Genomic DNA, 24542 nt, shown 5'->3' with positions numbered 1-24542 from the left:
CCCGTCAGCGTGTGATTTATTACCGTTTCCCACCTCTGCTGTGAGCATGCCCGTCGACTACAGTCAGCGGGAGAAATCCTTCGAGCTGTACCGGAAGGGAAAACGAGAAGGGACCTGGGACCCCGACGACTTCGAGTTCGAACAGGACAAGGAGGACTGGGCCGCGTTCTCGGACAGCGAGCAGGCACTGTTCCTGACCATCGCGTCGGGGTTCTACGAGGGCGAGGAGGACGTCACCCGGACGCTCTCCCCCTATATGTACGCCCTGGACAGCCTCGACCGCGACGCGGTCCCCTTCGACCCGGTGCAGGAGGAGATGTACCTCTCCCAGCAGGTCTACGAGGAGGCCAAGCACACGGACTTCTTCAGCCGGTACTTCGAGGAAGTGTTCGAAACGCAGGACGTCGACCAGTACAACGACGACGGGGACGGTGACGCCTACAGCATCAAGGACCTCTACGAAAAGGGCGAGGACCTCATCGACGCGGCGCGGGGCGGCGACCGGACGGCCCTGGTCCACACCCTCGGTGATGCCTACCTGGAGTACATGGGAATGGTCGAAGCCCAGGGGGCACGACGGGGCTATCTCGCGTTCGACCAGATGGCCGACATCAAGGCCGACCAGATGGGGCGGGAGACGGTGCTGCCCGGCTACCAGGCCGCGGTCGGGAAGATCCGTCAGGACGAGACCCGCCACATCGAGAACGGCCGGTGGATGCTCCGCCAGCTCGCCGAGACCGAACCCTCCGTGGTGGAGGAGGTGTACGAACCCCGCATCGAGGCCTACATCGAGCACGAACTCGTCGCGGGCGACCGCGTCGAGGCTGACGGCGTCACGATCGACGAGGCCTACCCCGGCTTCGACGGGTGGGTGATCCACGAGCGGACGATGCAGTTCCTCCAGGACACGGTCGACTACATCGGCGCCGACCGGTTCGACCGGGTCAGCGACATCGAGGCGGCCGTCAAGCAGCGACGGGCACAGGCCGCCGACGACTGACAGCGGACGGGGGCGTCCGAGACCTGTTTTGGCCGCCGCTCCCGGCCGCGGGACCGCTGGCGGGAGCCGACCCACCCACGTCCAAGAGGCCGGAGCGACAGGCCCTCCCCGGCCCTGCCGCGGGTGGTCGTGAACCGCGTGCGGCTGTGTCGACAAAGCGGCTCCCCCCTCCGGCTGGCGCGCGTCTGACTCTCTTTTTCGGCTAGCACAATATATAAATACGCCTCCAGCAGACAAATTATTAGACATGGCTAATCTAGAAATTTGGTGGATAATATGACGGCCGAGTCAGACGGCAGACCGGCGGTGACGCGACGGGGCGCGCTCCGAGCCGGTGGTGTGGCGGCGCTGGCGGGGTTGGCCGGGTGCACGGCATTGCCGAGCGCGCCGGGACGGGCCGGAAGCGGTAGTGATGACGGGCCGGTCGCGGTGGCCTCGTTTTTCACCTTCTTCGATTTCGGCCGGCAGGTCGCCGACAGGACCCCGTTGACGGTCGAGAATCTCGTGCCGACGGGGCTGCACGGCCACGGCTGGGAGCCAAACGCCAGCATCACTCGCCGGATCATCGAGGCGGACGCGTTCGTCCACGTCGGGGAGGACTTCCAGCCCTGGGCCGACCGCGCCATCGAGACGATCAAGGGCGACGACGTCGACACGGCGCTCGTCAACGCCCGGAAGGGCATCGACCTGGTGGATCTGGCCGCGACCCTCGACCGCGAGGAGGAGGGGGTCGGCGCACAGCGCGGGCAGGACCCCCACTTCTGGCTGGACCCCCGGCGCGCCAAACGGTCCGTCGACAACATCGCCGACGGGTTCGCCGCCCTCCTGCCGGAACACGCCGACACCTTCCGGGACAACGCTGCGGCCTACAAAGCCGACGTGCTCGACCGGATCGACTCGGACTACGAGGCCATCTTCGACCGGGCCGAGCGCGACATCGTCCAGCTGGCCGCGCACAACGCCTTCCAGTACATCGGGGTGCGCTACGGCGTGCGGATGCGGCCGCTGGTGACGAATCTCGCAGCGAGCGGCGACGTCAAGCCCGTGGACATCCGCGAGGCGGTGACGACCATCCGCGAAAACGACATCAGGTACATCGCCAACGGCGTCTTCGAGTCCCAGCGCCCGGCCCAGCAACTCGTCCGCGAGACGGCCGTGGAGGCGTACTTCCCGGTGACGCCGTACGCCGGCGTCCGCGAGGAGTGGGTCGAGGAGAACTGGGGCTACGAGGAGATCGCCGACAACATCAATATGCCAACGTTCGAGATAGTGCTCGGCAACGAGTCACCCCGGGAAGCGGCCCCGTCGGCGGGCTGGCTCGAGCAGTGGCGGAACTTCGACCCGGTATGAGCGAGCAACACAGCGACCCGACGACGGCTGCGCCGGACCGACGGGCCACTGCTGGAACCGACCCGGACACCGCGGCGGACGGACCGGTCGTCGACCTCGCGGACGTCACCTTCGGTTACACGGCCACGCCCGTGGTCGAGGGCGTCTCGCTGACCGTCGACCCGGGCGAGTACCTCGCCATCGTGGGGCCGAACGGCTCCGGGAAGTCGACGCTCATGCAGCTGATGGTCGGTCTGCTCGAGCCCGACGCGGGCACGGCCCGCCTGTTCGGCGAGCCAGCAGGCGAGTTCGACGACGGCGAGCGGGTCGGCTATGTCGCCCAGCACGCAAACGCCGCGAAGGAGATGCCGATCACCGTCCGCGAGGTGGTGAAGATGGGGCGGTTCCCGCACGTCGGCTTCGGCCGGCTGTCGAGCGAGGACCGGGCCATCGTCGACGACGCGCTCGCGACCGTCGGGATGAGCGCGTTTGCCGACCGCCGTATCACCGAACTCTCGGGCGGCCAGCGCCAGCGCGCGTTCATCGCACGGGCGCTGGCGAGCGAGGCCGACCTGCTCGTCCTGGACGAGCCGACCGTCGGCGTCGACGCCGAGTCAGTCGGCGCCTTCTACGACCTGCTGGCGACGCTCAGCGCCGAGGGCATCACCATCCTCCTCGTCGAGCACGACCTGGGCGCGGTCGTCGAACGCGCCGACCGGGTCGTCTGCCTGAACCGCGAGGTCTACTTCGACGGGCCGACCGACGAGTTCGTCGACAGCGGCGCGCTGGCCCGGGCCTTTGGAACCGAGGCGCGGATCCTCGCGGGGGCGGACGGATGAGCGCGGGCGTGGGCCCCGCGCTCGCGGCGAGCGGCCTCGCCGCCGTGGACCCGTCGGTGGTGCTCCCGCTACAGGCCGGGCCGGGCGCCATCGGCGACCTCATCTTCGGCGCCCTCCTGTGGCTCCTCGAGCAGTGGTACTGGCTGATGGACTGGGTCTACTACGTCACGGGCCTGGAGATGCTGAACCCGGACTACCGGTACATGCACCGGGCGATACTCGTCGGGCTCTGTGTCGGCGTGATGGCGCCGCTGATCGGGACCTTTCTGGTCCACCGCCAGCTCGCGCTCATCGGGGACGCGCTGGCCCACACCGCGTTCGCCGGGGTGGCCGTCGGCCTGTTCCTGAACGCCGTCATCGACCTCGGGGTGTCGCCGTACCTCACCGCGGTCGTCGTCGCGATGGTCGCCGCGCTGTTCATCGAACTCATCTCCGAGGTCACCGATGCCTACAACGACGTCTCGATGGCGATCGTTCTGTCGACGGGGTTCGCGCTGGGGACGACGCTCATCAGCCTCAACGCGGGCGGACTCGCCGTCGGCGTCGACCAGTTCCTCTTTGGCAACCTCTCCACGGTGTCGCCCCGGAGCGCGGCGATCCTCCTCGTGCTCTTTGCCGTCATCGTCGGAACGGTGGCCGTGACGCGAAACCAGCTCCTGTACGTGACCTTCGACGAGACTGCGGCCGCCGTCTCCGGTATCCCCGTCAACTGGTACAACCGGGTGATGGTGATGCTGACGGCGATGGTCGTCGTCGGCGCGATGCAGATCATGGGGGTCATCCTCGTCGCGGCGATGCTCGTGGTTCCGGTAGCGGGGGCGACGCAGGTGTCCCGGAGTTTCTCCGAGTCGCTGGTCGTCTCCGTCGTCCTCGCGGAGCTTGCGGTGTTGCTGGGCATCGCCGTCGCCTACTACGGCGGCGTCACGGCCGGCGGGGTCATCGTCCTCGTCGCCGTCGGGATCTACGTCGGCGCCGTCGTGCTGGGCAAGGTCCAGTCCGCCCGCGGCGAGCAGGAACCGCCCGGCGTGGAGAGCATCGGAGCCGGCGACGCGGATGGCGCACCCGGGACCGAGGGCGACTGACGGGCGCCGGGTGACGGCGACTCGCCGGATGGCCGTCGCGACCGAAGCGGGGAAAGCGGCGAACGTGTCGGCAGGACCGATGTGGTCGCGAGAGACTGCCGCGAGGTCACTCGGTGCCGTGGTACTTCAGGTATCCCAGCGTCACGAGCCGGGCGTAGAACGACTCCATCACCGGGGCGTAGGGCGGCGCGATGTCGAGCAGCTCCTCGCCGGCCCGGTCGACCGTCGCCCCGACCGACCCGGTCTCCTCGTACAGCTCCATGACCCGGTCGTCCCAGCGGTGGAGCTCCCGCCCGGCAGTCTCGAAGAGCTCGTCGGGGTCGCGGGGCCAGGCGCCGAAATGGGGGAAGACGACGGTCTCGGGGTCGTACCCTCGCAGGCGGTCGATGGCCCGGTCGATGGCCTCCACGTCGAAGTTCGGCAGCGTCCCCGGCGGGACCCACCGGTCGGCCCGCTCGAGGTACATCCCCAGACACTCCGCGGCGAAGAGCAACTGTCGGTCGGGGTTCCAGACCGCCAGGTGGTCCGGCGAGTGGCCGGGTGCGTGGACCAGCTCCAGGCGTCCGCCGCCGGCCTCGACGGTCAGCCCCTCGTCCGGAACGCCGACGATGGTCTCCCCCGGGACCGGCCCCTGCTCGCCCATCCGCTCGAAGTGCTCGCCCATCGCCTCGCGGCTGCTCTCGATGAGCGCGCCGGGCTCGGCGAGGTGGGGTGCGGTCATCTCGTGGATGTAGACGTTCAGGTCGGGGTTTTCTTCGACGAGGGCGCTGGCTCCGCCGCTGTGGTCGACGTGGATGTGCGAGACCACGAGGTGCTCGAGGTCGGCGGGCTCGACGCCACACGCGGCCATTCCCTCCATGACCGTCTCGGCGCTGGCGGCGGTGCCGGCGTCGACCAGCGCGGGCTCCTCGCCCTCGAAGAGGTAGACCGCGAGGCTCCCGGCGTCGAACAGCCCGGTGTCGATGCAGTAGACGCCGTCGGCGACCTCGAAGGGGTCTCTCGCCGTGCTCATGGCGCCCCCTACCGCGGGAGGGGCCGTGAATCTACCCTTCCGCAACGGGGGTGTCCGTGTTGGCGCTCGGTGAGTCGGAAATGAGACACCGGGAAAGCTCCACCCGATGCCACACACCTCCCCAGCCGACTGCGGTGCTCGGCCTCCGGCCTGCGCTCCTCGTCCCTCGCGCAGTGTCGTCGCGGCCGGAGCCGCGACAGCGCGCGCCCGACACCGAGATCCACGTCGATAAGACAGAGCCGGGGTGAGGAGCTGCTTGCGTTCAGTACGGCCAGTCGCCGGTGATCTTCATCCCCTCCGCCAGGTCCTCCTCCTCGAGCTGGTCGGCGATGGCATCGGGGTCCCGGGGCTCGATTTCGGTGTCGGCGTCGGCGAGTTCGACGACCAGGTCCGCGACGAGGACGGCCTGCTCGCGGAGGTTTCGCGATTCGAGTTTGTCCAGGGTGTCCGCGCGGGTGTGCCCCCAGCCCCGGCCCTCCGAGCCGGTCTTGCTCATCACGTGGTAGCCGGGGACGCCCCACGTGACGTAGGGCCAGTGGTCGCTGTGGGGACCGAGTTCGGGCGTGGTCTCGACGGGGTGGTCGAAGCGGTCGCCGACGGCCTCGGCGGCCGCCTCCAGCGCGTCGAAGCCGTGGGTGTAGAAGGTGAGGGTCCGACCGCGGACCACGCCGTCGTTGTTGACGATTGCCTTGATCCGGTCGTGGTCGCGCAGGTCGGCGTCGTAGCCCGACCCTACGAGCCCGACCTCCTCGGCGCCGTAACAGATGCACTCGACGCGGGTGTCGAGGTCGTCCTCGCGGGCGGCGAGCGCGCGGGCGACCTCCACGACCAGCGCCGTCCCCGCGCCGTTGTCTCCCGCCCCCTCGGCGATGTCGTGGGCGTCGACGTGGCTGGTCAGCAAGAGTGCCTCCTCCGTGTCGGGCCCCAGCTCGGCGTGGACGTTCTGGCTCGTGGCGTCGTGGATCGCCGCCTCGACCTCGACGGTCACCTCCTCGCCCTCGAACCGGCGGGCGAGTCGCGAGCCGACCTCCTTCGAGACGCCGACTGCGGGGATCTCGCCGATCGGTGCGTCCTCGGTCCCGACGCTGCCCGTGGGTGCGAGACAGCCCTCGACGTGGTTGCGGAAGACGAAGGCCGCGGCGCCGGCCTCGACGGCGTGGTAGTACTTCTCGCGGCGGTGGAGAAAGCGGTCGTACCAGTCGGGGACGTTGCTCGCGGCCATCACGACCTTGCCTTCTAGATCGTCCGCAAAGTCGTCCGGGAGCCCGTACCCCAGGTCGACGAACTCCCCGGCCGCCGTCCCCGACGGGCTGCGTGGGAGCGCGATACTCTCCTGGGGCTCGCCGCCGGCGTGGACCGCGGAGGACCCCCGTGCCCACCCCTGGATGTCGAACTCCTCGAGGCGGGCGTTCCGTGCGCCAGCCTCCTCCAATGCGTCGCGGGTCGCCTCGGCGGCCCGGCGCTCGCCCTCGCTTCCCGCCATCCGGTTCCCGATGTCGACCAGGCCCTCCAGGTGGCTCCAGCCGGCCTCGCTCGTGAACGTCTCGCCGATCCAGTCGGTCATACTCCGGTCTCGGTCACCGGCGGCAAAAGACTGTGCGAGACGGCAACGCACGTCGGGAGACCGCGCGAGCGTTCGGGCTCGCCACCGGCCGCCAGCTCACGGACGGGCGCCCAGCCAGGGAACGACCACCTCGGCCAGCCGGCGGTGGGCGGCGGCGTAGGAGAGCCCGCTGGGCTCGTCGCCGGCCTGGCCCCGGTAGCCGCCGAACTGGGAGTGGTTCAGCGGCAGGGTTCGCGTCGTGGCGTCCGCGGGGAGGTTCCCGAGTGCGGCGCGGTAGGCCCCGCGGTTCAGGACGGTGTCGGCACTGCCGGTCACGCTCAGCGCCTCGAGTCCGGTCCCGGAGATGTCCCGGTCGCAGTAGGAGGCAAACAGGACCACGCCGTCGACGCGGTCGGGGTTTGCCCGGGCGTACCGGCAGGCCATCACGCCGCCCAGCGAGTGGCCGCCGACGTACCAGGTGTCGACATCCCCGACTTCCATGTCGGAGCGGGTGACGTACCGCGAGGCCGCGTCGCCGTCCAGCACCGCGAGGTTCAGCGGCATCTTCGGGACGACGACGGTCACGTTCGCGTCGGCGGCGAGCGGGGCCAGCGAGGCGACGTACGCGTCCGGGTGAACGCGCCCGCCGGGGTAGAAGACCAGCCCCGCAGTCGCGTTTCCGCCGGCGGGTTCGAGGACGTAGGTTTCGCCCTCCGCCGTGACCGTCACGTCGGGATTCGCCTCGGCGGCCGCGATGCCGGCCTCGGTACCCCGGAGCGGCGTCCCGAAGTAGACCAGCGCGACCGCCAGCGCGACCACGCCGGCGGCGACGAGCCAGACGACCAGCCGCTTGCCCTGGCTCCGGAGACGGCTTCTGTTCATCGACGGCGGGTTCGACCGGGTGTGATAAACGTCTTCCCCGGCGGCAGCCGTGGCACGGGTCAGCCGTCGTGCTGGTGTCGCGGCGGGTAGGACTGGGCGGTGCCCGTCGACTTGCGGGCGAGGATGCGCGTGCTCGCCCGACGGCGGTCGTCGGGCCGTTCCTCGGTGGTCTCGTCGTAGTACAGCACCGTGAGGTCGAGACAGGCGTGCAGGAGTTCGTTGGCCGCGAAGCGGTAGCGGTCGGTGCTCGGCCCCGAGGGAGTCTCGTCGGTCGAGCGGAGGTGGTGTTCGACGAAGAGGTAGCCGCCGGGAACGAGCGCCTCCTTGATGTCGGGAAACCGGTCGACAGCGCGGTAGAAGCTGACGGTGACGACGGCGTAGCGCTCGGTCGGGAATCCGTGGGAGGGGACGTCGGTCTGGACCGGCGAGAGGCGGTCGGCGACGCCGCGCTCGCGGGCGTTTTCGCGGGTGACCCGCAGCCCCTCGCGTGACTGGTCCAGCGCGTCGACCTCGTAGCCGGCCTCGGCGAGGAAGAGGGCGTTTCGCCCGGTTCCCGTCGCCACGTCCATCGCCCGGCCGTCGGGAAAGTCCTCGACGTACGCCCGGAGCAGCGGAGAGGGGTCGGGGTCCTGTGGATACTCGCCGCGGCGAAAGCGCTCGTCCCAGTCCATACCGGAGCCTGTGGCCCGGGCGGTACAACGCTTTGGGGCACAGCCCGGGACGGAGAGTGGCGTCAGTCGTCGGAGGTGTCGGGAACGGGCGCGTCGACGGGCCGGTCGGCGTGGGCGCGGCGGGCGGTGACGGTGAAGGCGACGGTCGCGACGCCGATGAACGCCGCCGCGAGCAGGAAGCCGGCGGTCGGGTCCAGAACGTCGATGGTCACGCCGACGACGACGGGACCGGCGATCTGCCCTACCTTCCAGGAGATAGAGCGCAGCGACATCGCGCTCGCGACGGAGTCGTACTGCGAGCCCTCGTCGACGAACAGCGACATGCTCGCGGGCAGCCGGAGCGAGTCGGCAACCCCGAGCAGCAGGTACGCACCGAACAGCGCGAAGAAGGCGCCGCCGAGCACCTGCGTGTCCCCGAGGAGGCTGACGGTCACCGTTGGAAGCGCCCCCTCGGCGTAGCCGGCAAGCGGGATCGCCGCGACGCCGACCCCGTACAGCAGCGCGCCGGCGGCGACGAAGTGGTGTTTCCGGCCGTACTGGTCCGTGAGGTTCCCGACGAACCCCTGGAGCAGCCCCTTGACGAGCTTCCCGCCGGCGAGGATCCACCCGATTGCGAAGGCGGAGATCCCGAAGGTCGTGCGGGCGTAGATGGGCAGGAAGATGATGACTGCCATCTTCCCGAAGCTGAAAGCGAAGCGAAAGCCCACCAGCGCCCGCAGCATCGGCAGACCCAGAAGCGAGCGGAAGGTCTCGACGCTCCCCGATTCCTCTGGGTCTTTTTGCCCGCCGGGGTTGTCCCGGAGCGCGACGAGCACGAGAACGAACGAGCCGATGGTGATCCCCGTCAGGACGAGGTAGGGCAGCGTGAATCCGTAGGCGTACAGCAGATACCCCCCGAGCAGGTCGCCGGCCATCGAGGAGAAGGAGGCGACCTGGTTGTACGAGCCCAGCCACAGCCCCTGGCCCTCGTCGGGGCTGATCTCGCCGACGACGGCCGTCCCGGTGATCCAGAGGATGCTCGCGCCCAGTCCCTGGAGCATCCGCACCAGAACCACGTGAACGGCGTTTTGGACGAAGATGAAGCCGACGAAGACGACGATGTTGACCAGAAAGCCGGCGAGCAGCCACCGCTTGGCGTTGCCGGTGTCGACCTTCCGTCCGAGCGGGAGGACGATGATCAGCTGGACCAGCGCGAAGCCGGCGCCGAACAGCCCCTCGACGAACCCGGTGGTCTCGAAGACGTCGGCATAGAGGGCGAGCGCGATGAGGATCGTCGAGTACGCCTGACTGCGCGCGAAGGCCGTCCCGGCCAGTGCCGCGAACTCCCTGTTCTTCAGGAGTGCGATGGATCTGAACCGTGTCACACGGAGGTCCGACTCGGCTGAACGCACCACGGTGAAAAAAGTCTCCCGGTCCCGCGACCGGGCTCACGCACTCGCATTCGACCGCAGACGCGCGCTCGCCCCCGCTCCGGCCGTCAGTCCCACTCCTCGCCGAGGCCGGCCAGCGAGAACGGGCCGACGGGGAGGTTGTACCCCTCCTCCATCGCGGTGTCGACCTGCTCTTTCGTGGCGACCCCCTCGTCGACGACCTTCTGGGCCTCCTCGCGCATGGCCGCGTAACACCGGTTGGCGACGAAGCCGTACTCCCCGGGAGCGTCGTCGATGACGATCGGCTCCTTGCCGACCTCCTCGCAGAGGGCCTCCATCAGGTCCACCACCTCCTGGTCGGTCTGCTCGGACTGGACGACCTCGACCAGCGGCATGACCGGCGCCGGGTTGAAGAAGTGGGCGACCGCCACCCGCGAGGGGTCCGAGACCGCGTTGGCGATGCTGGTCACCGAGAAGCCGCTCGTGTTCGAGTACAGCGGGATCTCCTCGGTCGCCTCGTCGATCTCCTGGAACACCCGCCCCTTCAGCGAGAGGTCCTCGGTGACCGCCTCGATCAACAGGTCGGCGTCCTCGACAGCCTCCTCCAGATCCGTCGTGAGCGTCAGCCGGTCCAGGGCGTCCTCGCGTTCCGCCTCGGTGAGATAGCCGCCCTCCACGGCCCGGTCGAGCCCGTAGTTGCCGCTCTCGATGCGCTCCTCGGCCTCGTCGAGAATATCCCCGTCGATATCCCGGATCGAGACGGTGTAGCCGTTCTGGAGGAACACCTGTCCGATCCCGCTGCCCATGACCCCGCCGCCGACGACCGCGATGTTGTCGATGTCTTGCATGGCGTCCCCCGGTGCTCCCGGGACCGGCATAACTCTTCGGTCAGAGGGCGCCGTCAGCCCGGAACGTATAACAGCCACCGCCGAGACGTGGCTGCCGATGACGAACAAGCCCGACTACCAGGCCGCGTACGACGCCTTCGAGTGGAGCGACGCCCTGGAGACCTACGACTGGGACGCACCCGAGGAGCTGAACGTCGCCCACGAGGCGTGTGACCGCCACGCCGGCTCCGGCGACGTGGGCTTCGCGTGGGTCGACTCCGACGGGGGTCTGGAGGAGTACACTTTCGGCGACCTGCAGGAGCGCTCGAATCAGGTGGCGAACGCGCTCGAAGCACTGGGCGTCGAGCGCGGCGACCGCGTGACGACGCTGCTCCCGAAGGTCCCGGAGACGATCGTCACGATCCTGGGAGTCTGGAAGACCGGTGCCGTCCACGTCCCGCTCTTTACGGCGTTCGAGACCGGGGCCGTGGAGTACCGGGTCGAGGACTCCGAGCCCGAGGTGCTGGTCTACGGCGCCGACCACGCCGACACCGTCGCCGCGGTCGACACCGCGGACCTGACGACGGTCAGCGTCGGCGCGGACCCGGCCGCGGACCACACGTACAGCGACCTCGTCGCCGACCGCTCGCCCGATTACGAGGTCGCCCGCACGTCGATGGACGACCCCTGCACGATGCAGTACACCTCCGGAACCACCGGCCCGCCGAAGGGGGTCGTCCTCCCGCACAAGGTGTTGCCGGTGCTGTATCCGCACACGAAGTACGTCCTCGACGTACAGCCCGACGACGTGGTCTGGGGGGCGGCCGACCCGAGCTGGTCGTTCGGCCTCTTTACCACGGGCTTCGCGCCGATGGCCTTCGGCGCGACCCGGGTGCTGCACTCGGGGCAGTTCGACGCCGACCGCTGGGTGGGGATTCTGTCCGACCACGACATCTCGGTGCTGGGCGCGGCCCCGAGCGCCTATCGGGGGATCATCGCCGGCGGCGAGGAGCTACTGGAGGGGCGAAGCTTCGGGGACCTGCGGGTGCTCCACAGCGCGGGCGAGCCGCTCAACCCCGAGGTGGTCGACTGGTTCCGCGACCACTTCGGCCTGACCGTCCACGACGGCTACGGCCTGACGGAGGGCGGGATGGTCGTCAACAACTACGCCGGACTCGACGTGGAGGTGAAGCCGGGGTCGATGGGGCTGCCCTGTCCCGGTTACGAGGTGACACTTCTGGACCCCGAGACCCGCGAGCCCGTCGAGCAAGGCGAGACCGGCGAGATCGCGGTCAAACCCCGCGAGTGGCTGCTGATGGACCGGTACTGGGGGATGCCCGAGAAGACCGAGGCCGCCTTCCACGACGGCTGGATGCTCACCGACGACCTCGCTCACCAGGACGAGGACGGCTACTACTGGTACGAGGGCCGGGGCGACGACGTGATCATCTCCTCGGGCTACCGGATCGGTCCCTTCGAGGTGGAAAATAGCCTGATGGAGCGGGATATCGTGGCCGAGGCCGCCGTGGTCGGGGTGCCGGACGAGCAACGCGGCCAGCGGGTCAAGGCCTTCGTCGTCCCGACCGAACAACCCGACGACCCCGAGGCGGCCGCCGAGGAGATCAAACAGCACGTCAAGGAACAGCAGGCCCGCCACGCCTACCCCCGGGACGTCGAGTTCGTCGAGGAACTCCCCAAGACGGCCACGGGGAAGGTTCAGCGGTACAAGCTGGAGGAGAGTGAGGCCGAGTGAGTTGGGGTATCTAGTTCGGGAAGACCACCAGTGATACGCTCCACGACAGCGAGAAAGCCCCGACCTGTTCGACGACGGTGGGCGACGTAAGGACCGCAGGCGAACAGGTCGCCCCTTTCAGTCCCGCCCAGCCTGGACAGCCGAATCGGGCGGGATTGAAAGGGGCCGGCGGCTCGCCGAGCGAGACGACGTAAGCACCGCAGGGAGTGTAGCGACCGAGGAGCGCAGCGAGGCGCAGCCGGCAGCCGCCGGGGGCTTTCTCGCTGTTCCCAGTGCTCTCGGAAACGTCCAGCTCAACATACGCCTCAGAACATGTCCTCGAACTTGTCCCGGCGGTAGAGGTCGAGTTCGCTGACCATCGACGGCGAGCACTCGGCGGCGAAGACAACCGCCTCCGCCACCTCCTCGGGCTCCGTAACCTCACCCTCGTCGTACAGTTCCTCCATCGACCAGCCGTCGCCGAACTTCGTCCGCACCTCGGAGGGGTTGATGACGGTCACGCCGACGTCCCCGCCGACCTGCGCGGAGACGCTCTGGGCGAACCCGCGGGTCCAGAACTTGGTGGCGGCGTAAACGGGGTTGAACGGCCGGGGGAACTTCCCGGCGAAGGAGCCGACGAAGACCAGCGTCCCGCCCGTCTCCCGGAGGTGCGGGAGGGCGGCCCGGGTGGCGAAGAACATCCCGTCGGCGTTGACCGCCATCATCGTCCGGTACTCCTCCGTGGTCATCTCCTCGACGTCGCTGCCGCGGGCGACGCCTGCGTTGTTGACGAGTACGTCCAGCCCGCCGAAGGTCTCGACCGCTTCGTCGACCAGCGCCTCGACGGCCGCCTCCTCGGTCACGTCGGTCGGGACGGCGACGGCGTCGGCCTCTGTGGTCTCCCGGATATCGGCGGCCACCTCCTCGATGGCATCCTCGCTGCGGGCGGCGAGGACCACGGTCGCACCGGCGTCGGCGAGCGCGCGTGCGCTCTCCGCTCCGATCCCGGAACTCGCGCCGGTGACGACCGCGGTCCGTCCGTCGAGTGTCTCGGACATGCCGACGGCTACGGGCGGAGCGAACAAAAAGACGGCAGGAGAAACGCGGTCGTGCCGACCGGTGTGTCGACCCCTCAGATCAGCTCGCGGGCGATGGTCCGCTTCTGGATCTCGTCGGTTCCCTCGAAGATCCGCAGCACGCGGGCGCTACGGTACTGGCGCTCGATGGGCTGGTCCTTCATGAAGCCGGCGCCGCCGTAGACCTGCATCGCGATGTCGGCGGCCTTGTTCTGGAGCTCAGCGCCCCGCAGCTTGGCCATCGACTCCTCCTTGCGGGCGCGGTCGCCCTGGTCGATCTTCCAGGCGGCGTACCGGTAGAGCTGGCGGGCCTGCTCGATGTCGGTCGCCAGGTCGGCGATCTGGAAGGAGATGCCCTGGCGGTGGCCGATGGGCTTGCCGAAGGTCTCGCGCTCGCGGGCGTAGTCGACGGCCAGGTCCAGCAGGAACTGCGCGTTGCCGACCGCGGCCGCAGCGATGTTGATCCGGCCGCCGCCGATCCACTCCATCGCGGCGGTGAAGCCCTCGTCGACCTCGCCGAGGATCTGGTCCTCGGGAACCCGGCAGTCGTCGAAGCGGAGTTCGGCCTGCCCGCCCGGCGTCAGGCCCATCGTCCGGTGGACCTTCTCGACGCTGAAGCCGGGGTTGTCGTCGTTGACGAGGAAACAGGTGATCCCCCCGTAGTCACCGGGCTCGCCGGAGGTCCGGGCGAAGACCATCGCGAAGTCGGCGTAGGGGCCGTTGGTGATCCAGTACTTGTTCCCGTTGATGACCCACTCGTCGCCGTCCTTCTCGGCGGTGGAGTCCATGAAGTGGGGGTCGCTGCCGTGGTCGGGCTCGGTCAGCGCGAAGCAGGTCGTCTTCTCCCCCTCCATGACGGGGTAGAGGTACTCCTCGCGCTGTTCGTCGTCGAGTTCCATCAGGATGGGCGTCGGGCCGCCCGCCCCGCCGAGGATGGCGCTGTGAAAGCCCGGCGGCCGGTTGGCGAGGTGCTCGCCGACGATGCCGCGGGTGAGGATGTCGACGCCGCCCCCGCCGACCTCTTCTGGCATCGACATGCCGTAGAAGCCCGCCTCGACTGACTTCTTGCGGATCTGCTCGACGATGTCGCGGTACTCGGGGACCTGGTAGTGGTCCTCGTCGACGATGTGTCGCTCGTAGTCCTCCCCCAGGAACTCGGGGTGCTCGCTCTCCAGCGGGTCGACCTCCTGCTCGATAAAGTCGTCCAACGCCTTGTTGATCTGTTTCGCTTCCGAGGGGACACTGAAGTCCATGAACTTCCCTTACGTTCCACCCTGATAAATGTGGATGGCACACGTGGAAACGTCCCACACGTTTGCGATTGAAGGGGGGCGCCGGCCTCGGGCGACCCGGGCTCAGTCGTCGGCGGCCCGCTCGTAGGGGTGGACCAGGGGGAGGTCGTCCTCGTCGACCGGCTCCATGGTCTCCTTGCGCTCCATCGCCCGCTCGACGTAGGGCTCGAGCTCTGTCCGCTTCTGGCGGCGGTGCTCGGCGTCGCGGTCGTGGAACTCCGGCATCACCTCCTCGGCGAACAGTTCCAGGGAGTGACAGATGTGCTCGTGTTCGTTGTTGCCGCCCTGCTGGACGAAGATGACCTGGTCGACGCCGGCGTCCTCGAACCCCCTGAGGTGCTCGCGGATCTCCTCGGGAGACCCGATGGCCGACTCCAGGACGTCCTCTTCATCGAGGGCGTCGACGCCGCCGGCGGCCTGGAACTCCGCCCAGATGTCCGTCTCCCCGGGGGTGTGGTCGCCGAACTGGTAGTAGTGTCCCAGTGCGTACTGGAAGAACGCGAACCCTTCGGCACCCCGCTCCTCCGCCACGTCGGGGTCCTCGTGACAGGAGAAGCCGGTGGTCATCGCGACGTTGGGGTTGACCGCCCGGCCGATGGGGACACACTCCTCCCTGAAGGTCTCGTAGTAGGTGTCGACCCACTGTTCTGCCTCGTCGGGGTCGGCGAAGGCGAAACACAGCGCTCCCACCCCACACCTGGCGGCGGTCTCGATCATCTCCCGGCTCGAACAGGCCATCCACAGCGGCGGGTGGGGGTCCTGAATCGGCTTGGGGACGACGTTGCGGGCGGGCATCTCGAAGTGTTCGCCCTCGTAGCCCGGGTACGGCTCCATCGACATCATGTTCGCCACCTGCTCGGTGGCCTCCCGCCACTTCGAGAACTTCTCGCTCGGCTCGACGCCGAACCCCTCCAGTTCGGTCCGGGACGCGGACTCGCCGGTGCCCCACTGGACGCGGCCCTCGGAAACGAGGTCGAGCGTCGCCACCTCCTCGGCGACTCTCGGGGGTGGGTTGTACTCGGGGGGCATCAGTTTGATCCCGTGACCGAGCTTGATCTGCTCGGTGTTGCGGGCGGCGGCGGCGAGGAACACCTCCGGCGCCGAGGAGTGGCTGTACTCCTCCAGGAAGTGGTGTTCGACCTCCCAGACGTAGTCCAGACCGAGCTCGTCGGCCAGCTCGACCTGCTCTAAGGCCTCCTGGTAGAGACGGCGCTCGTCGCCCTCGTCCCAGGGCCGGGGCAACTGGTGCTCGTAGAAGATGCCGAACTGCATGGCCGTGAGAAGCGTTAACGAGCCAAAGTATCTTTCGGTGAACAGGACGGGACGAAGCGGGGTGGCTCGGGGCGGGCCAGGACAGGAGGGCGGGTCGGCGCCCGCCCGCCGGGTCAGACCGGCCGGAACCGGGGGATGGCGTACTCGCCGTCCTCGGTCTCGTGGAAGACGGCCTCGACGGACTGGCCGACCGAGAGCGCCTCGGGGTCGTCGGTGACGACGTTGGTCAGCATCCGGGGCCCTTCCTCGAGTTCGACGTAGGCAACCACGTACGGCGTCGCCTCGTGGTAGGGCGGCCCCATCTGGCGGGTGACGGAGTGGGCGTAGATCTCCCCCTCGCCGCTGGCCTCTGTCCACTCGGTGTTCTCGGAGAGACAGTCCGGACACCGGGCCCGCGGCGGGTGGTAGAACCGGTCACAGTCCGCACAGCGCATCACCAGCAGGCGACCCTCGGCGGCGGCCGCCCAGTACTTCTCGGTCTCGGGGGTCGGCGAGACGTCGGGTGACGGGAGGTCTCCGGCACCGGCGTCGGACATCACCGGTCACCCCCCAGGACGAGGGTAGTGCTGGTCATCCGCGTCCCGAGGCTGCCGCCGGTGCCATGGGAGAGCCCGATTTCGGCGTCGGGCACCTGAACCTCCTCGTTCGCCTCGCCGCGCAACTGCCGGACCGTCTCGATGATCTTCGGCATCCCGCCGCGGTTCGCGGGGTGGTTGTTGCAGAGGCCACCCCCATCAGTGTTGAAGGGTAACTCGCCGTCGGGCGCCTTTAGCGTCCCCCCCTCGACGAACTCGCCGCCCTCGCCTTTCTCGCAGAAGCCGAGGTCCTCGAGCGTCTCGACGACGGTGATCGTGAAGGAGTCGTAGATGGAGGCGTAGTCGACGTCGTCGTGGGTGATGCCGGCCTCCTCGAAGGCCCGCGGGCCGGACTCGACGGCCCCGGTATAGGTGAGGTCGATGTCGCCGGCGTCGTGGTGTTTGACGGCCTCGCCGTGGCCCAGCACCGACACGCAGTCGCGGTCGAGGTCGTCGGCGACCTCGGGGCTGACGACGACGACCGCGCCGCCGCCGTCGGAGACGACACAGCAGTCGAGCAGGTGCAGCGGGTCGCTGACCAGCCGGGACTCGACGACGTCCTCGACAGTGACGGGGTCCTGGAACATCGCGTCCTCGTTGTACTGGGCGTGCTCGGAGGCCGCCACGCGGACCTCGGCGAGCTGTTCGGCCGTCGTGCCGTGCTCGTGCATGTGCCGGCGGGCCGCGAGGGCGTACATGTTGACGGTGCCGATCCCGTAGGTCTCCTCGAAGTCGGCCTGCGGGCCGGAGGGTGGCCCGCCGTCGCCGGAGCGCGAGCGCGGCCGGCCCGCCATCGTGATGAGTGCGACCTCACACTTCCCCTCCGCGATGGCCGCGGCGGCGTGGCCGACGTGGGAGACGTAGGAGGTGCCGCCCACGTCCGTCGAGTCCACGTACTCCAGGTCCTGCAGGCCCAGGTAATCGACCATCGACATGACCCGGCCGGGCCGGCCGGCGGTGAAGTAGCCGTCGACGTCACCCTTTTCGAGCCCGGCGTCCTCGAGCGCCCCGACGGCCACGTCGCCGTGGAGCTGGGCCGTGGACTTGTCGGGTGCCTCCCGGGTCGGGTGTTCGTACACGCCCGCGATCGCGGCGGTGTGGTCTGCCATACCATCCACCGACTGTCGGTCGATTTTTATAGTTGCTGGTCCGCGTCCGGACCGGCCGGAACGGACCGGTCCTCGCGGGCGCCCGGTCAGCCGTCGCGGTCCGCCACGGCCTCCTCGAAGGTCGCCTTCGAGGTCGCGGCCCCACCCATCAGGTGACTGGTGTCGGTCCCGACCATCATGAAGTCAAAGCCCAGGTCGACGTAGCGTTCGATCTCCTCGCGGCCGAAGGCGAGCGTCGCCACCGGCTTGTCCTCGGCGTGGGCCGCCTCGACCACCCGGTCGACGGCGTCGAGGAAGGGCTCGGACTCGTATTCGCCGTACATCCCCAGGTTGGCCGACAGGTCCGCCGGACCCAGAAAGAGGCCGTCGAGCCCGTCGACGGCGGCGATCTCCTCGACGTGCTCGAAGCCGGATTCGGTCTCGACCTGCGCGACGGTGAGCACGCGCTCGTTCGCTTCCTGGACGTACTCGTCCATCTCCAGGCCGTACCGGGACGCGCGGCCGCCGGCCACGCCCCGATTGCCGTCGGGCGGGTAGCGGGTCGCCTCGACGAACGCCCGAGCGTCGTCGGCGTCGTCGACCATCGGGGACATCACGCCGGCGACACCGGTGTCGAGCACCCGCTTGATCACGACAGGGTCGTTCCAGGGCAGGCGGACGATGGCCTCCGTCCCGCTCCCGGCGGCGTCGGTGGCCCGGGCCATGTCGACCACCGTTTCCAGGGTGTTGGTCGTGTGCTCGATGTCGAGCACCACGAAGTCGAAGCCGAGTTCGGCGCTGATCTCCGCGACCGCCGGGTCACGCAGCGAGAGCCAGTTCCCGACCGCGGACTCGCGCGCTCTGAGCGTGTCGACGAGTGCCATGGAGCCGCTTCCGTGCCGGGGCTGAAAACTGTGGGTGGTCGCCGGCCCCGACGCCGGGAACCGACCGTGTCTCAGTCGCCCGCCAGTTCGATGGTCACGTAAACGTCCTGTCCTACCGACAGGTCGACGCCCTCTCCGACGAGTTTCACGCCCGCGCGGTCGCGGCCACAGAACAGCGCCACGCCAATGACCGGGTCGCCGTTCGCGCGCACCTCGACGTCCCGCCAGGTCACGTGTCTCCCGCTTGCCGTCCCGACGGCCGTCCCTGCGAGCGCGACTGTCTCCCCGCCGTCGCCCGGCCTGCAGCTCCCGTCGCCAGCCACCCCGCCCCCGAGCAGCCCGCCGCCCTCGTAGTGTGTACAGCCGCCGTCGAGGACCGCGTTACCTTCGAGGGCACCGCCGGCCGCGACGCCCGCGAAGGCGTCGCCCGGCGCGGGGTGGACGGGCGCGTCCAGCAGCGCATACGTCTCGCCGGCGGCCACGACCTTCCCGGTCCCGTCCCAGTCCACGGGCCGGAGGTCGACGTCGGAGCCGAGTTTCAGCGGGAGCGAGCCGGAGGCGCGGTAGGGGTCGTCGCCGCGGTCGCGGAAGCCGAGGTGGATGTGGTTGGGGACCCAGGGGGCGAAGAAGCCGGCCCGGACGAGTTCGCCCAGCGCGTCGCCGACTGCGACCGTGTCGCCGGCCTCGACGGACGGGTCGACGTGCAGCATCCGGGCGACGCGGTCGCCGGTGTCGACCAGAACCAGGTGGTCCTCGTCGGCGGCGTAGGGCCTGGGAGGGGCGGCGACTGTCCGGGTGTCGACGACCTCGCCGGCCACCGGCGAGGGGGCCGCGGTCGCGGTCGTCGTCTCGTCGCCGGGGTACAGGTCGACCGCACAGCCGCGGTCGTGGGCGACGAACGGGGAGTTGTACAGCGAGAACCGGCAGTACCGCGAGAGCACGTCCGCGGCGAGCGTGACGGCCATTGCCGGCGGTACGGCGGCGACCGGCTTAGCCCCGTCGACACCGCGGTACCGTCACCGGGCGCGCGCCTACCCCAACGGTTAGGCCGTGTCGCCGCCTACTCCGGCCGATGACACTGTACGACCGGGTCGCCGACCTCCCGCTGGCCGTCGAGGGGTACGACCTCTCGCGGCTAGAGGGCGAGACGTCGAGCGACTTCACCCGAGTGTCGACGGTCTTCGCCCTGCGGGGGCCGGACGCGACCGGCCGCGGCGAGGACGTGACCTACGACACGCCCGACCAGGAGGCGCTGCTGGACGCGGACCCGGACGGCGACCGGTTCCCGCTGTCCGGGGAGTACACCCTCGACTCTTTCTCGTCGATGCTTGACGGCCTCGATCTGTTTCCCGCGAAGGAACCGGACCGGGAGGTATCACGACACTACCGGCGGTGGGCCCTCGAGAGTGCGGCGCTGGACCTTGCGCTCCGGCAGGCCGGCGAGACGCTGGGGAGCGCGCTCGGCCGGAGCTACGACCCCGTCAGCTTCGTCGTCAGCACGCGGTTGGGTGAGCCGCCGACGACCGACCGGCTCGAGCAAGCCCTCGATGTCCACGGTGACCTCGCGTTCAAACTCGACCCGACACCCGAGTGGACCCCCGCGCTGGCCGAGCGAGTGGCGGGGCTCGCGCCCGTCCGCATCCTCGACCTGAAGGGGCTGTACGAGGGGACCGAGGTGGACGCAGAGCCCGACCCGGACCTCTACGAACTCGTTCTAGAGACGTTCCCCGACGCAGTGGTGGAGGACCCCGCGCTGACCGAGGAGACCCGGCCGCTGTTCGAGGGCCACGAGGGCCGGGTCTCCTGGGACTACCCGATCACCGGCGTCGGGTCGGTCGAGGACCTGCCCTTCGAGCCCGAGTGGCTGAACATCAAACCCTCGCGCTTTGGCACTGTGGAGGCGCTGTTCGACACCCTCGAGTACGCGCTGGAGCGGGACATACAGCTCTACGGCGGCGGCCAGTTCGAACTCGGCGTGGGCCGCCGGCAGCTACAGGCGCTGGCCTCCGTCTTCTACCCCGACGCTCCCAACGACCTCGCGCCGCGGGGGTACAACACGCCGGAGATCCAGCGGGACGTACCCGCGAGCCCGCTCGCGCCGCCGGCCGACCCCGAGGGCCTGGACTGGCGGTAGTACGGTGGTCGGGGCAGCGTTCCGGGTCGGGGCAATCGGGGCGCCAGGGATACGTATCTCGGCCGCCCAGACTCAGCCATGACGCGACCGCTCGCGACCGACGGCGTGGTCGTCCTCGACGGCGAGGTGCTCGTCATGGAGCGCACCCACGACCCTTACGAGGGGTACTGGGTCCTGCCCGGCGGGTTCGTCGAACGCGAGGAACGCGCCCGCGAGGCCTGCGTCCGGGAAGTACAGGAGGAGGTCGGCCTCGACGTCGAAGTCGAGGAGTTCGTCGGCCTCTACGACGACCCCGACCGCGACGAGCGCGGGACGGTCAGCGCCGCCTACCGCTGCCGGCCCGTCGCCGACGACCCCCGGCCGGAGCCCCGCGAGGAGGCCCGCCGCGTTCGCACCGTCGACCCCGGCGACCTCCCGCCGACGGGCTTCGACCACGCGGAAATGATCGGTGATACCTTCGAAGGTATTTGAAACGGGAGGGAGTCGACACCCGGAGAGCCGCGGTCCCGGACCGCCCTGCGAAGATTTAACCGCGGCGCGGGGGGAGAGGGGGTATGCTCATCCGCAACGCCACGCTCGCCGACGGCCGGCGGCGTGACGTACGCGTCGACGGCGAGCGGGTCGGGGCCGTCGCGGAGGCCGGGGCGCTTTCCCCCGGCGAGGGCGAAGAGGTCCGGGACGCCACCGGCAAGCGACTGCTCCCGGGGATGATAGACGTCCACGTCCACTTCCGCCAGCCCGGCTTTTCCCACAAGGAGACCTGGGCCACCGGCACACGGAGCGCGGCGGCGGGCGGCGTGACGACGGTCGTCGACCAGCCCAACACCGACCCGCCGACCGTCGACGGCGCTGCCTTCGACGGCAAGGAAGACTTTGCTACCGACGCCCTCGTGGACTACGGGATCAACGGCGGCGTCGTCGACGGCTGGGAGCCCTCGACGCTGTTCGACCGCCCGCTCTTTGCGCTGGGGGAGGTCTTCCTCGCCGATTCGACCGGCGACATGGGGATCGACACGCCGCTGTTCTCGCGGGCGCTGGACCGGGCCCGAACGGAGGAGGTTCCCGTTACCGTTCACGCCGAGGACGCCTCGCGGTTCAACGAGAGCGCCCGCGAGCGGACCGACGCCGATGCCTGGTCGGCCTACCGGACCGCCCGTGCGGAGGTCGCCGCCGTCGAGCGGGCCTGCCGGGTCGCCCAGGAGCGGGAGACGGAGGTCCACATCGCCCACGCCAGCACGCCCGAGGGGATCGACGCTGCGAGCGAGGCCGGGATGACCACCGAAGTGACGCCCCACCACATGTTCCTCTCCCGGAGCGACCTCACGGAGCTGGGCACGTTCGGTCGGATGAACCCCCCGCTGCGCCGCGAGAAGCGCCGCCAGCGGGTCTTCGACCGGGTCGCCGACGGGCCCGTCGACATGGTGGCGACCGACCACGCCCCCCACACCCGCGCCGAGAAGGAGGCGAGCATCTGGGAGGCGCCGAGCGGCGTCCCGGGCGTCGAGACCGCGCTTCCCCTGCTGCTCGCTGAGGCCCGCACGGGCCGGATCGGGTACGAACGCGTGCGCGACCTCACGGCCGCGAACCCCGCCGACGTCTTCGGGGTCGAGGGGAAGGGCCGGATAGCCGAAGGGTACGACGCCGACCTCGTGCTCGTGGACCCGGGGACGAGCACGGAGGTCCGTGCGGAGGACCTGCACACGAAGTGTGACTGGACGCCCTTCGAGGGCCGCGATGCCGTGTTCCCCGAGTGGACGATGGTCCGCGGGACGGTCGTTTACGAGCGCAGTGCAGCGGAACCGTTCGCCGACCACCGGGGCAGGAACGTCCGGCGTCCGCGGCCGGACGCCGGGGAGCCCGCCCCCGTCGGCCGCGAGACGGGGGCCGCGGACGAAGGCGGAGCCGGCACCGAAACCGGAACTGGCGGTTCCACCGGCGCCGGCGAAGACGGCGGTGGACCCGCCGGGGCCGGCGAGGGCGACCGCGAGTCCGGCCGGTAGCCCGCGTCAGTCGTCGCCGGCGCTCGCGTCGTTGGCGTCGGCTCCCGTGGCCTCGAAGTGGTGGCCACACTCCGGGCAGGTCACCTGGTCGTGACGCAGCGCGGCGGAGTGCTCGCGAACCTCGCGCATCACCTCCGAGATCTGGTCCTCGGCCTCAAGTTCCTCCTCGACGGAGAGGTCCACCCCCTCGACCTCCAGCAGGAACTTCGCCACCTCGGTGGCCTCGTACATCACGTCGTCCAGCTCCTCGGCGGTGAAGAAGTCGCTCATCGCCCCGTAGAGAAATGTCGCCCCCGACTTGCGGACCTTCTCCTCGAAGGACGCGCGGGCCTGGTTGACCGCCTGGGGAGTGTAGGTGTCGGTCATGAAGGGGACCAGTTCGGGGAGGTTCTCGCCGATCTTCGTCATCTCGACGCCCGTTTCGGTCCGGAAATCGGCGCACAGGCGGGCGATCGCCCACTCGCGGGCGGTGATGTAGGTGCGCTCGCGCAGGAAGTCGTTCGCCCGGTCGTAGGTGCTGCCGTCGATCTTGGTGAAGCGGTCGTAGGTGCGGACGTCCTCGGGGAGGTCTGACCCGTCAGCCCCGTCTGACTCGCCGGTTCCGGCCGGCTCGTCCGCCGCTGCCGGTTCGTCCGTCCCGGTCGGTTCGTCGGGCATGTCCGGCTCCGCTGTCGCCGCCGTCCCGGCCGATTCGGGGCCGGGAGCCGTCTCTGACGCGTCGTCGTCCTCGCGGTCGTCGTCGGCACCGTCGCGGTCGTCTGCCTCGGCCGGGTCGTCGGGCATGCCGGTCGTTGCGCGCGCGCCGAGAAAAAGGGTGTCGCCGGTCGCGGTCCCGGCCCGCCCTCCCAGGAGCGGCCGCGACCGGAAGCTTTTGGCCGCTCGGTGTCGGCTATGTGGATATGAAACTGCTCTTGGGTATCGGTGCCGGCGACGACGCCGGGGCCGCCCTGGAGGCCGTCGTCGGTCGAGCCCGGGAGGCCGGCGACGACCTCACGGTCGCTGTCTACGCCGGGGACGGCGGGGCCGAGGACGTCGCGGCCGTCGAAACACGAGTCCGGGACCACCTCGACGAACTCGGCTTCGATGCCCGCGTCGAGCACGTCGAGGGCGACCCCGGAAGCCAGCTGGTCGAGCTGGCCGACGCCGGCGGCTACGACAGGCTGGTCATCCCCGGCGGGACCCGGAGCCCGATGGGGAAGGTCCGCCTGAGCGACGCCGCGGAGTTCGTGCTGCTGAACGCCCGCAGTTCCGTGACCCTGCTCAGATGACGCAGTTCCCCGACGAACCGGCCGGCGAGTTCCCGCCCCCGCCCCGGGAGTTCACCGACCGGGAGGACCGGCCGGTCACCATCCGCACGGCCGACGAGGACGACTACGAGGCGCTGGTCGGGATGTACGTGGAGTTCGACCCCGAGGACCGCGCCCAGGGGATCCCGCCGAGCCGCGAGGACGCCATCCGCGAGTGGCTCGACGCCGTCACCGGCCCGGACTGTCCGACCGTCGTCGCGGTCGCCGACGGCGACGTCGTCGGTCACGCGATGCTCGTCCCGGACGGCAACGGGGCCTACGAGCTGGCGATCTTCGTCCTCCAGCCCTACCAGTCCGCGGGCATCGGGACCGAACTCCTCCAGACGCTCCTGGGGCTGGCACAGGAGGAGGGAATCGACCGGGTCTGGCTGACCGTCGAGCGGTGGAACGACCCCGCCGTCCGGCTGTACCACTCCGTGGGCTTCGAGACGACCGAGGAGAGCGGGCTCGAACTGGAGATGGGGATCCGGCTGGCAGCGTAGGGCAGCCCGCACGGGCCGCTGACCGACCGGTCAGCGTAATTCAAGATGGAGCCTCCGGCCTCAAGGAGCGACCGGAGGGAGCGAGTAGGCCGGAGAGGAAACCGACATGGTGGAACACAACCGACGTACTCCGCCGGGCTGACTC

At 69.7% G+C, this 24542-nt stretch carries 24 protein-coding genes; 10 read left to right on the top strand and 14 right to left on the bottom strand.

The features are described 5' to 3' along the window. The first annotated feature begins 46 nt into the window (after positions 1 to 46). From GN153_RS13065 to GN153_RS13050, 4 genes are all read left to right on the top strand, one after another. Complete coding sequence (locus GN153_RS13065; RefSeq protein WP_159903494.1) at positions 47 to 1000, top strand: ribonucleotide reductase; 954 nt, start codon at positions 47 to 49, stop codon at positions 998 to 1000. A 276-nt stretch (positions 1001 to 1276) separates the two neighbouring features. Further along, entirely contained in the window at positions 1277 to 2350 is a 1074-nt protein-coding gene (locus tag GN153_RS13060; RefSeq protein ID WP_201287893.1) for a metal ABC transporter substrate-binding protein, read from the top strand. Further along, a complete protein-coding gene (locus GN153_RS13055; protein ID WP_159903492.1) occupies positions 2347 to 3168 on the top strand; it encodes a metal ABC transporter ATP-binding protein in 822 nt (273 codons plus the stop codon). The genes GN153_RS13060 and GN153_RS13055 overlap by 4 nt, the downstream gene beginning before the upstream one ends. Beyond that, positions 3165 to 4250, top strand: a complete 1086-nt coding sequence (locus GN153_RS13050) for a metal ABC transporter permease (RefSeq protein ID WP_159903490.1) — start codon at positions 3165 to 3167, stop codon at positions 4248 to 4250. The genes GN153_RS13055 and GN153_RS13050 overlap by 4 nt, the downstream gene beginning before the upstream one ends. Before the next feature lie 106 nt (positions 4251 to 4356). On the opposite strand, the gene GN153_RS13045 is transcribed toward GN153_RS13050, so the two are convergent. The 6 genes from GN153_RS13045 to GN153_RS13020 all read right to left on the bottom strand — a co-directional run bounded on the left by GN153_RS13045 (position 4357) and on the right by GN153_RS13020 (position 10576). Continuing rightward, a complete protein-coding gene (locus GN153_RS13045; protein WP_159903488.1) occupies positions 4357 to 5262 on the bottom strand; it encodes an MBL fold metallo-hydrolase in 906 nt (301 codons plus the stop codon). A gap of 262 nt (positions 5263 to 5524) precedes the next feature. Beyond that, complete coding sequence (locus GN153_RS13040; protein ID WP_159903486.1) at positions 5525 to 6826, bottom strand: M28 family peptidase; 1302 nt, start codon at positions 6824 to 6826, stop codon at positions 5525 to 5527. A gap of 96 nt (positions 6827 to 6922) precedes the next feature. After that, on the bottom strand, positions 6923 to 7687 hold the full coding sequence (locus GN153_RS13035; RefSeq protein WP_201287892.1) for an alpha/beta fold hydrolase: 765 nt from the start codon (positions 7685 to 7687) through the stop codon (positions 6923 to 6925). A gap of 59 nt (positions 7688 to 7746) precedes the next feature. Beyond that, positions 7747 to 8358 (bottom strand): class I SAM-dependent methyltransferase, encoded by a 612-nt coding sequence (locus tag GN153_RS13030; protein ID WP_159903484.1) that lies wholly within the window; start codon positions 8356 to 8358, stop codon positions 7747 to 7749. Between the two features lie 62 nt (positions 8359 to 8420). After that, complete coding sequence (locus GN153_RS13025) at positions 8421 to 9722, bottom strand: MFS transporter (RefSeq protein ID WP_159903482.1); 1302 nt, start codon at positions 9720 to 9722, stop codon at positions 8421 to 8423. 113 nt (positions 9723 to 9835) lie between these two features. Next, positions 9836 to 10576 carry a 3-hydroxyacyl-CoA dehydrogenase family protein gene (locus tag GN153_RS13020; RefSeq protein ID WP_159903480.1) on the bottom strand — a complete coding sequence of 247 codons (741 nt, stop codon included), beginning with the start codon at positions 10574 to 10576 and terminating at the stop codon, positions 9836 to 9838. A gap of 97 nt (positions 10577 to 10673) precedes the next feature. On the opposite strand from GN153_RS13020, the gene GN153_RS13015 reads away from it, so the two are divergent. Further along, on the top strand, positions 10674 to 12308 hold the full coding sequence (locus GN153_RS13015) for an acyl-CoA synthetase (protein ID WP_159903478.1): 1635 nt from the start codon (positions 10674 to 10676) through the stop codon (positions 12306 to 12308). A gap of 305 nt (positions 12309 to 12613) precedes the next feature. On the opposite strand, the gene GN153_RS13010 is transcribed toward GN153_RS13015, so the two are convergent. From GN153_RS13010 to GN153_RS12980, 7 genes are all read right to left on the bottom strand, one after another. Further along, positions 12614 to 13345 carry an SDR family oxidoreductase gene (locus GN153_RS13010; RefSeq protein WP_159903476.1) on the bottom strand — a complete coding sequence of 244 codons (732 nt, stop codon included), beginning with the start codon at positions 13343 to 13345 and terminating at the stop codon, positions 12614 to 12616. A 74-nt stretch (positions 13346 to 13419) separates the two neighbouring features. Then, positions 13420 to 14616 (bottom strand): acyl-CoA dehydrogenase family protein, encoded by a 1197-nt coding sequence (locus GN153_RS13005; RefSeq protein WP_159903474.1) that lies wholly within the window; start codon positions 14614 to 14616, stop codon positions 13420 to 13422. 102 nt (positions 14617 to 14718) lie between these two features. Beyond that, positions 14719 to 15927 carry an LLM class flavin-dependent oxidoreductase gene (locus GN153_RS13000; RefSeq protein ID WP_159903472.1) on the bottom strand — a complete coding sequence of 403 codons (1209 nt, stop codon included), beginning with the start codon at positions 15925 to 15927 and terminating at the stop codon, positions 14719 to 14721. A 113-nt stretch (positions 15928 to 16040) separates the two neighbouring features. Next, positions 16041 to 16463: a Zn-ribbon domain-containing OB-fold protein gene (locus GN153_RS12995; protein WP_159903470.1), complete on the bottom strand. Its 423-nt coding sequence runs from the start codon at positions 16461 to 16463 to the stop codon at positions 16041 to 16043. Then, positions 16463 to 17611 (bottom strand): thiolase domain-containing protein, encoded by a 1149-nt coding sequence (locus GN153_RS12990; RefSeq protein WP_159903468.1) that lies wholly within the window; start codon positions 17609 to 17611, stop codon positions 16463 to 16465. The genes GN153_RS12995 and GN153_RS12990 overlap by 1 nt, the downstream gene beginning before the upstream one ends. A gap of 86 nt (positions 17612 to 17697) precedes the next feature. Beyond that, on the bottom strand, positions 17698 to 18474 hold the full coding sequence (locus GN153_RS12985; RefSeq protein WP_159903466.1) for an HpcH/HpaI aldolase family protein: 777 nt from the start codon (positions 18472 to 18474) through the stop codon (positions 17698 to 17700). Positions 18475 to 18545: 71 nt separating this feature from the next. Then, positions 18546 to 19439 carry a hypothetical protein gene (locus GN153_RS12980; protein ID WP_159903464.1) on the bottom strand — a complete coding sequence of 298 codons (894 nt, stop codon included), beginning with the start codon at positions 19437 to 19439 and terminating at the stop codon, positions 18546 to 18548. A 107-nt stretch (positions 19440 to 19546) separates the two neighbouring features. Between GN153_RS12980 and GN153_RS12975 the strand changes: the two genes are divergently transcribed. The 3 genes from GN153_RS12975 (at position 19547) to GN153_RS12965 (ending at position 22608) form a co-directional block, all read left to right on the top strand. Next, positions 19547 to 20608 carry a hypothetical protein gene (locus GN153_RS12975; RefSeq protein ID WP_159903462.1) on the top strand — a complete coding sequence of 354 codons (1062 nt, stop codon included), beginning with the start codon at positions 19547 to 19549 and terminating at the stop codon, positions 20606 to 20608. A 78-nt stretch (positions 20609 to 20686) separates the two neighbouring features. After that, complete coding sequence (locus tag GN153_RS12970; protein ID WP_159903459.1) at positions 20687 to 21079, top strand: NUDIX domain-containing protein; 393 nt, start codon at positions 20687 to 20689, stop codon at positions 21077 to 21079. A gap of 83 nt (positions 21080 to 21162) precedes the next feature. Further along, positions 21163 to 22608 (top strand): dihydroorotase, encoded by a 1446-nt coding sequence (locus GN153_RS12965; RefSeq protein WP_159903457.1) that lies wholly within the window; start codon positions 21163 to 21165, stop codon positions 22606 to 22608. 6 nt (positions 22609 to 22614) lie between these two features. On the opposite strand, the gene GN153_RS12960 is transcribed toward GN153_RS12965, so the two are convergent. Further along, a complete protein-coding gene (locus GN153_RS12960) occupies positions 22615 to 23391 on the bottom strand; it encodes a DUF5806 family protein (protein WP_159903455.1) in 777 nt (258 codons plus the stop codon). A gap of 116 nt (positions 23392 to 23507) precedes the next feature. On the opposite strand from GN153_RS12960, the gene GN153_RS12955 reads away from it, so the two are divergent. Further along, on the top strand, positions 23508 to 23876 hold the full coding sequence (locus GN153_RS12955) for a universal stress protein (protein WP_159903453.1): 369 nt from the start codon (positions 23508 to 23510) through the stop codon (positions 23874 to 23876). Then, entirely contained in the window at positions 23873 to 24397 is a 525-nt protein-coding gene (locus GN153_RS12950; RefSeq protein ID WP_159903451.1) for a GNAT family N-acetyltransferase, read from the top strand. The genes GN153_RS12955 and GN153_RS12950 overlap by 4 nt, the downstream gene beginning before the upstream one ends. The last annotated feature ends 145 nt before the right edge of the window (positions 24398 to 24542 follow it).

Origin of the sequence: Salinirussus salinus, from assembly GCF_009831455.1 — an archaeon.
Lineage (GTDB): Archaea > Halobacteriota > Halobacteria > Halobacteriales > Haloarculaceae > Salinirussus > Salinirussus salinus.
This window is presented reverse-complemented; position numbering and strand designations above follow the sequence as displayed.

What these genes read in the sequence shown, in the direction of transcription:
- GN153_RS13005 (WP_159903474.1), bottom strand. Translation starts at nt 14,616, where the DNA reads ATGGACTTCAGTGTCCCCTCGGAAGCGAAACAGATCAACAAGGCGTTG.
- GN153_RS13045 (WP_159903488.1), bottom strand. Translation starts at nt 5,262, where the DNA reads ATGAGCACGGCGAGAGACCCCTTCGAGGTCGCCGACGGCGTCTACTGC.
- GN153_RS12950 (WP_159903451.1), top strand. Translation starts at nt 23,873, where the DNA reads ATGACGCAGTTCCCCGACGAACCGGCCGGCGAGTTCCCGCCCCCGCCC.
- GN153_RS12970 (WP_159903459.1), top strand. Translation starts at nt 20,687, where the DNA reads ATGACGCGACCGCTCGCGACCGACGGCGTGGTCGTCCTCGACGGCGAG.
- GN153_RS12990 (WP_159903468.1), bottom strand. Translation starts at nt 17,611, where the DNA reads ATGGCAGACCACACCGCCGCGATCGCGGGCGTGTACGAACACCCGACC.
- GN153_RS13040 (WP_159903486.1), bottom strand. Translation starts at nt 6,826, where the DNA reads ATGACCGACTGGATCGGCGAGACGTTCACGAGCGAGGCCGGCTGGAGC.
- GN153_RS13060 (WP_201287893.1), top strand. Translation starts at nt 1,277, where the DNA reads ATGACGGCCGAGTCAGACGGCAGACCGGCGGTGACGCGACGGGGCGCG.
- GN153_RS13035 (WP_201287892.1), bottom strand. Translation starts at nt 7,687, where the DNA reads ATGAACAGAAGCCGTCTCCGGAGCCAGGGCAAGCGGCTGGTCGTCTGG.
- GN153_RS12985 (WP_159903466.1), bottom strand. Translation starts at nt 18,474, where the DNA reads ATGGCACTCGTCGACACGCTCAGAGCGCGCGAGTCCGCGGTCGGGAAC.
- GN153_RS13055 (WP_159903492.1), top strand. Translation starts at nt 2,347, where the DNA reads ATGAGCGAGCAACACAGCGACCCGACGACGGCTGCGCCGGACCGACGG.
- GN153_RS13010 (WP_159903476.1), bottom strand. Translation starts at nt 13,345, where the DNA reads ATGTCCGAGACACTCGACGGACGGACCGCGGTCGTCACCGGCGCGAGT.
- GN153_RS12955 (WP_159903453.1), top strand. Translation starts at nt 23,508, where the DNA reads ATGAAACTGCTCTTGGGTATCGGTGCCGGCGACGACGCCGGGGCCGCC.
- GN153_RS12960 (WP_159903455.1), bottom strand. Translation starts at nt 23,391, where the DNA reads ATGCCCGACGACCCGGCCGAGGCAGACGACCGCGACGGTGCCGACGAC.
- GN153_RS12965 (WP_159903457.1), top strand. Translation starts at nt 21,163, where the DNA reads ATGCTCATCCGCAACGCCACGCTCGCCGACGGCCGGCGGCGTGACGTA.
- GN153_RS12995 (WP_159903470.1), bottom strand. Translation starts at nt 16,463, where the DNA reads ATGTCCGACGCCGGTGCCGGAGACCTCCCGTCACCCGACGTCTCGCCG.
- GN153_RS13000 (WP_159903472.1), bottom strand. Translation starts at nt 15,927, where the DNA reads ATGCAGTTCGGCATCTTCTACGAGCACCAGTTGCCCCGGCCCTGGGAC.
- GN153_RS13020 (WP_159903480.1), bottom strand. Translation starts at nt 10,576, where the DNA reads ATGCAAGACATCGACAACATCGCGGTCGTCGGCGGCGGGGTCATGGGC.
- GN153_RS13050 (WP_159903490.1), top strand. Translation starts at nt 3,165, where the DNA reads ATGAGCGCGGGCGTGGGCCCCGCGCTCGCGGCGAGCGGCCTCGCCGCC.
- GN153_RS13065 (WP_159903494.1), top strand. Translation starts at nt 47, where the DNA reads ATGCCCGTCGACTACAGTCAGCGGGAGAAATCCTTCGAGCTGTACCGG.
- GN153_RS13030 (WP_159903484.1), bottom strand. Translation starts at nt 8,358, where the DNA reads ATGGACTGGGACGAGCGCTTTCGCCGCGGCGAGTATCCACAGGACCCC.
- GN153_RS13015 (WP_159903478.1), top strand. Translation starts at nt 10,674, where the DNA reads ATGACGAACAAGCCCGACTACCAGGCCGCGTACGACGCCTTCGAGTGG.
- GN153_RS12975 (WP_159903462.1), top strand. Translation starts at nt 19,547, where the DNA reads ATGACACTGTACGACCGGGTCGCCGACCTCCCGCTGGCCGTCGAGGGG.
- GN153_RS12980 (WP_159903464.1), bottom strand. Translation starts at nt 19,439, where the DNA reads ATGGCCGTCACGCTCGCCGCGGACGTGCTCTCGCGGTACTGCCGGTTC.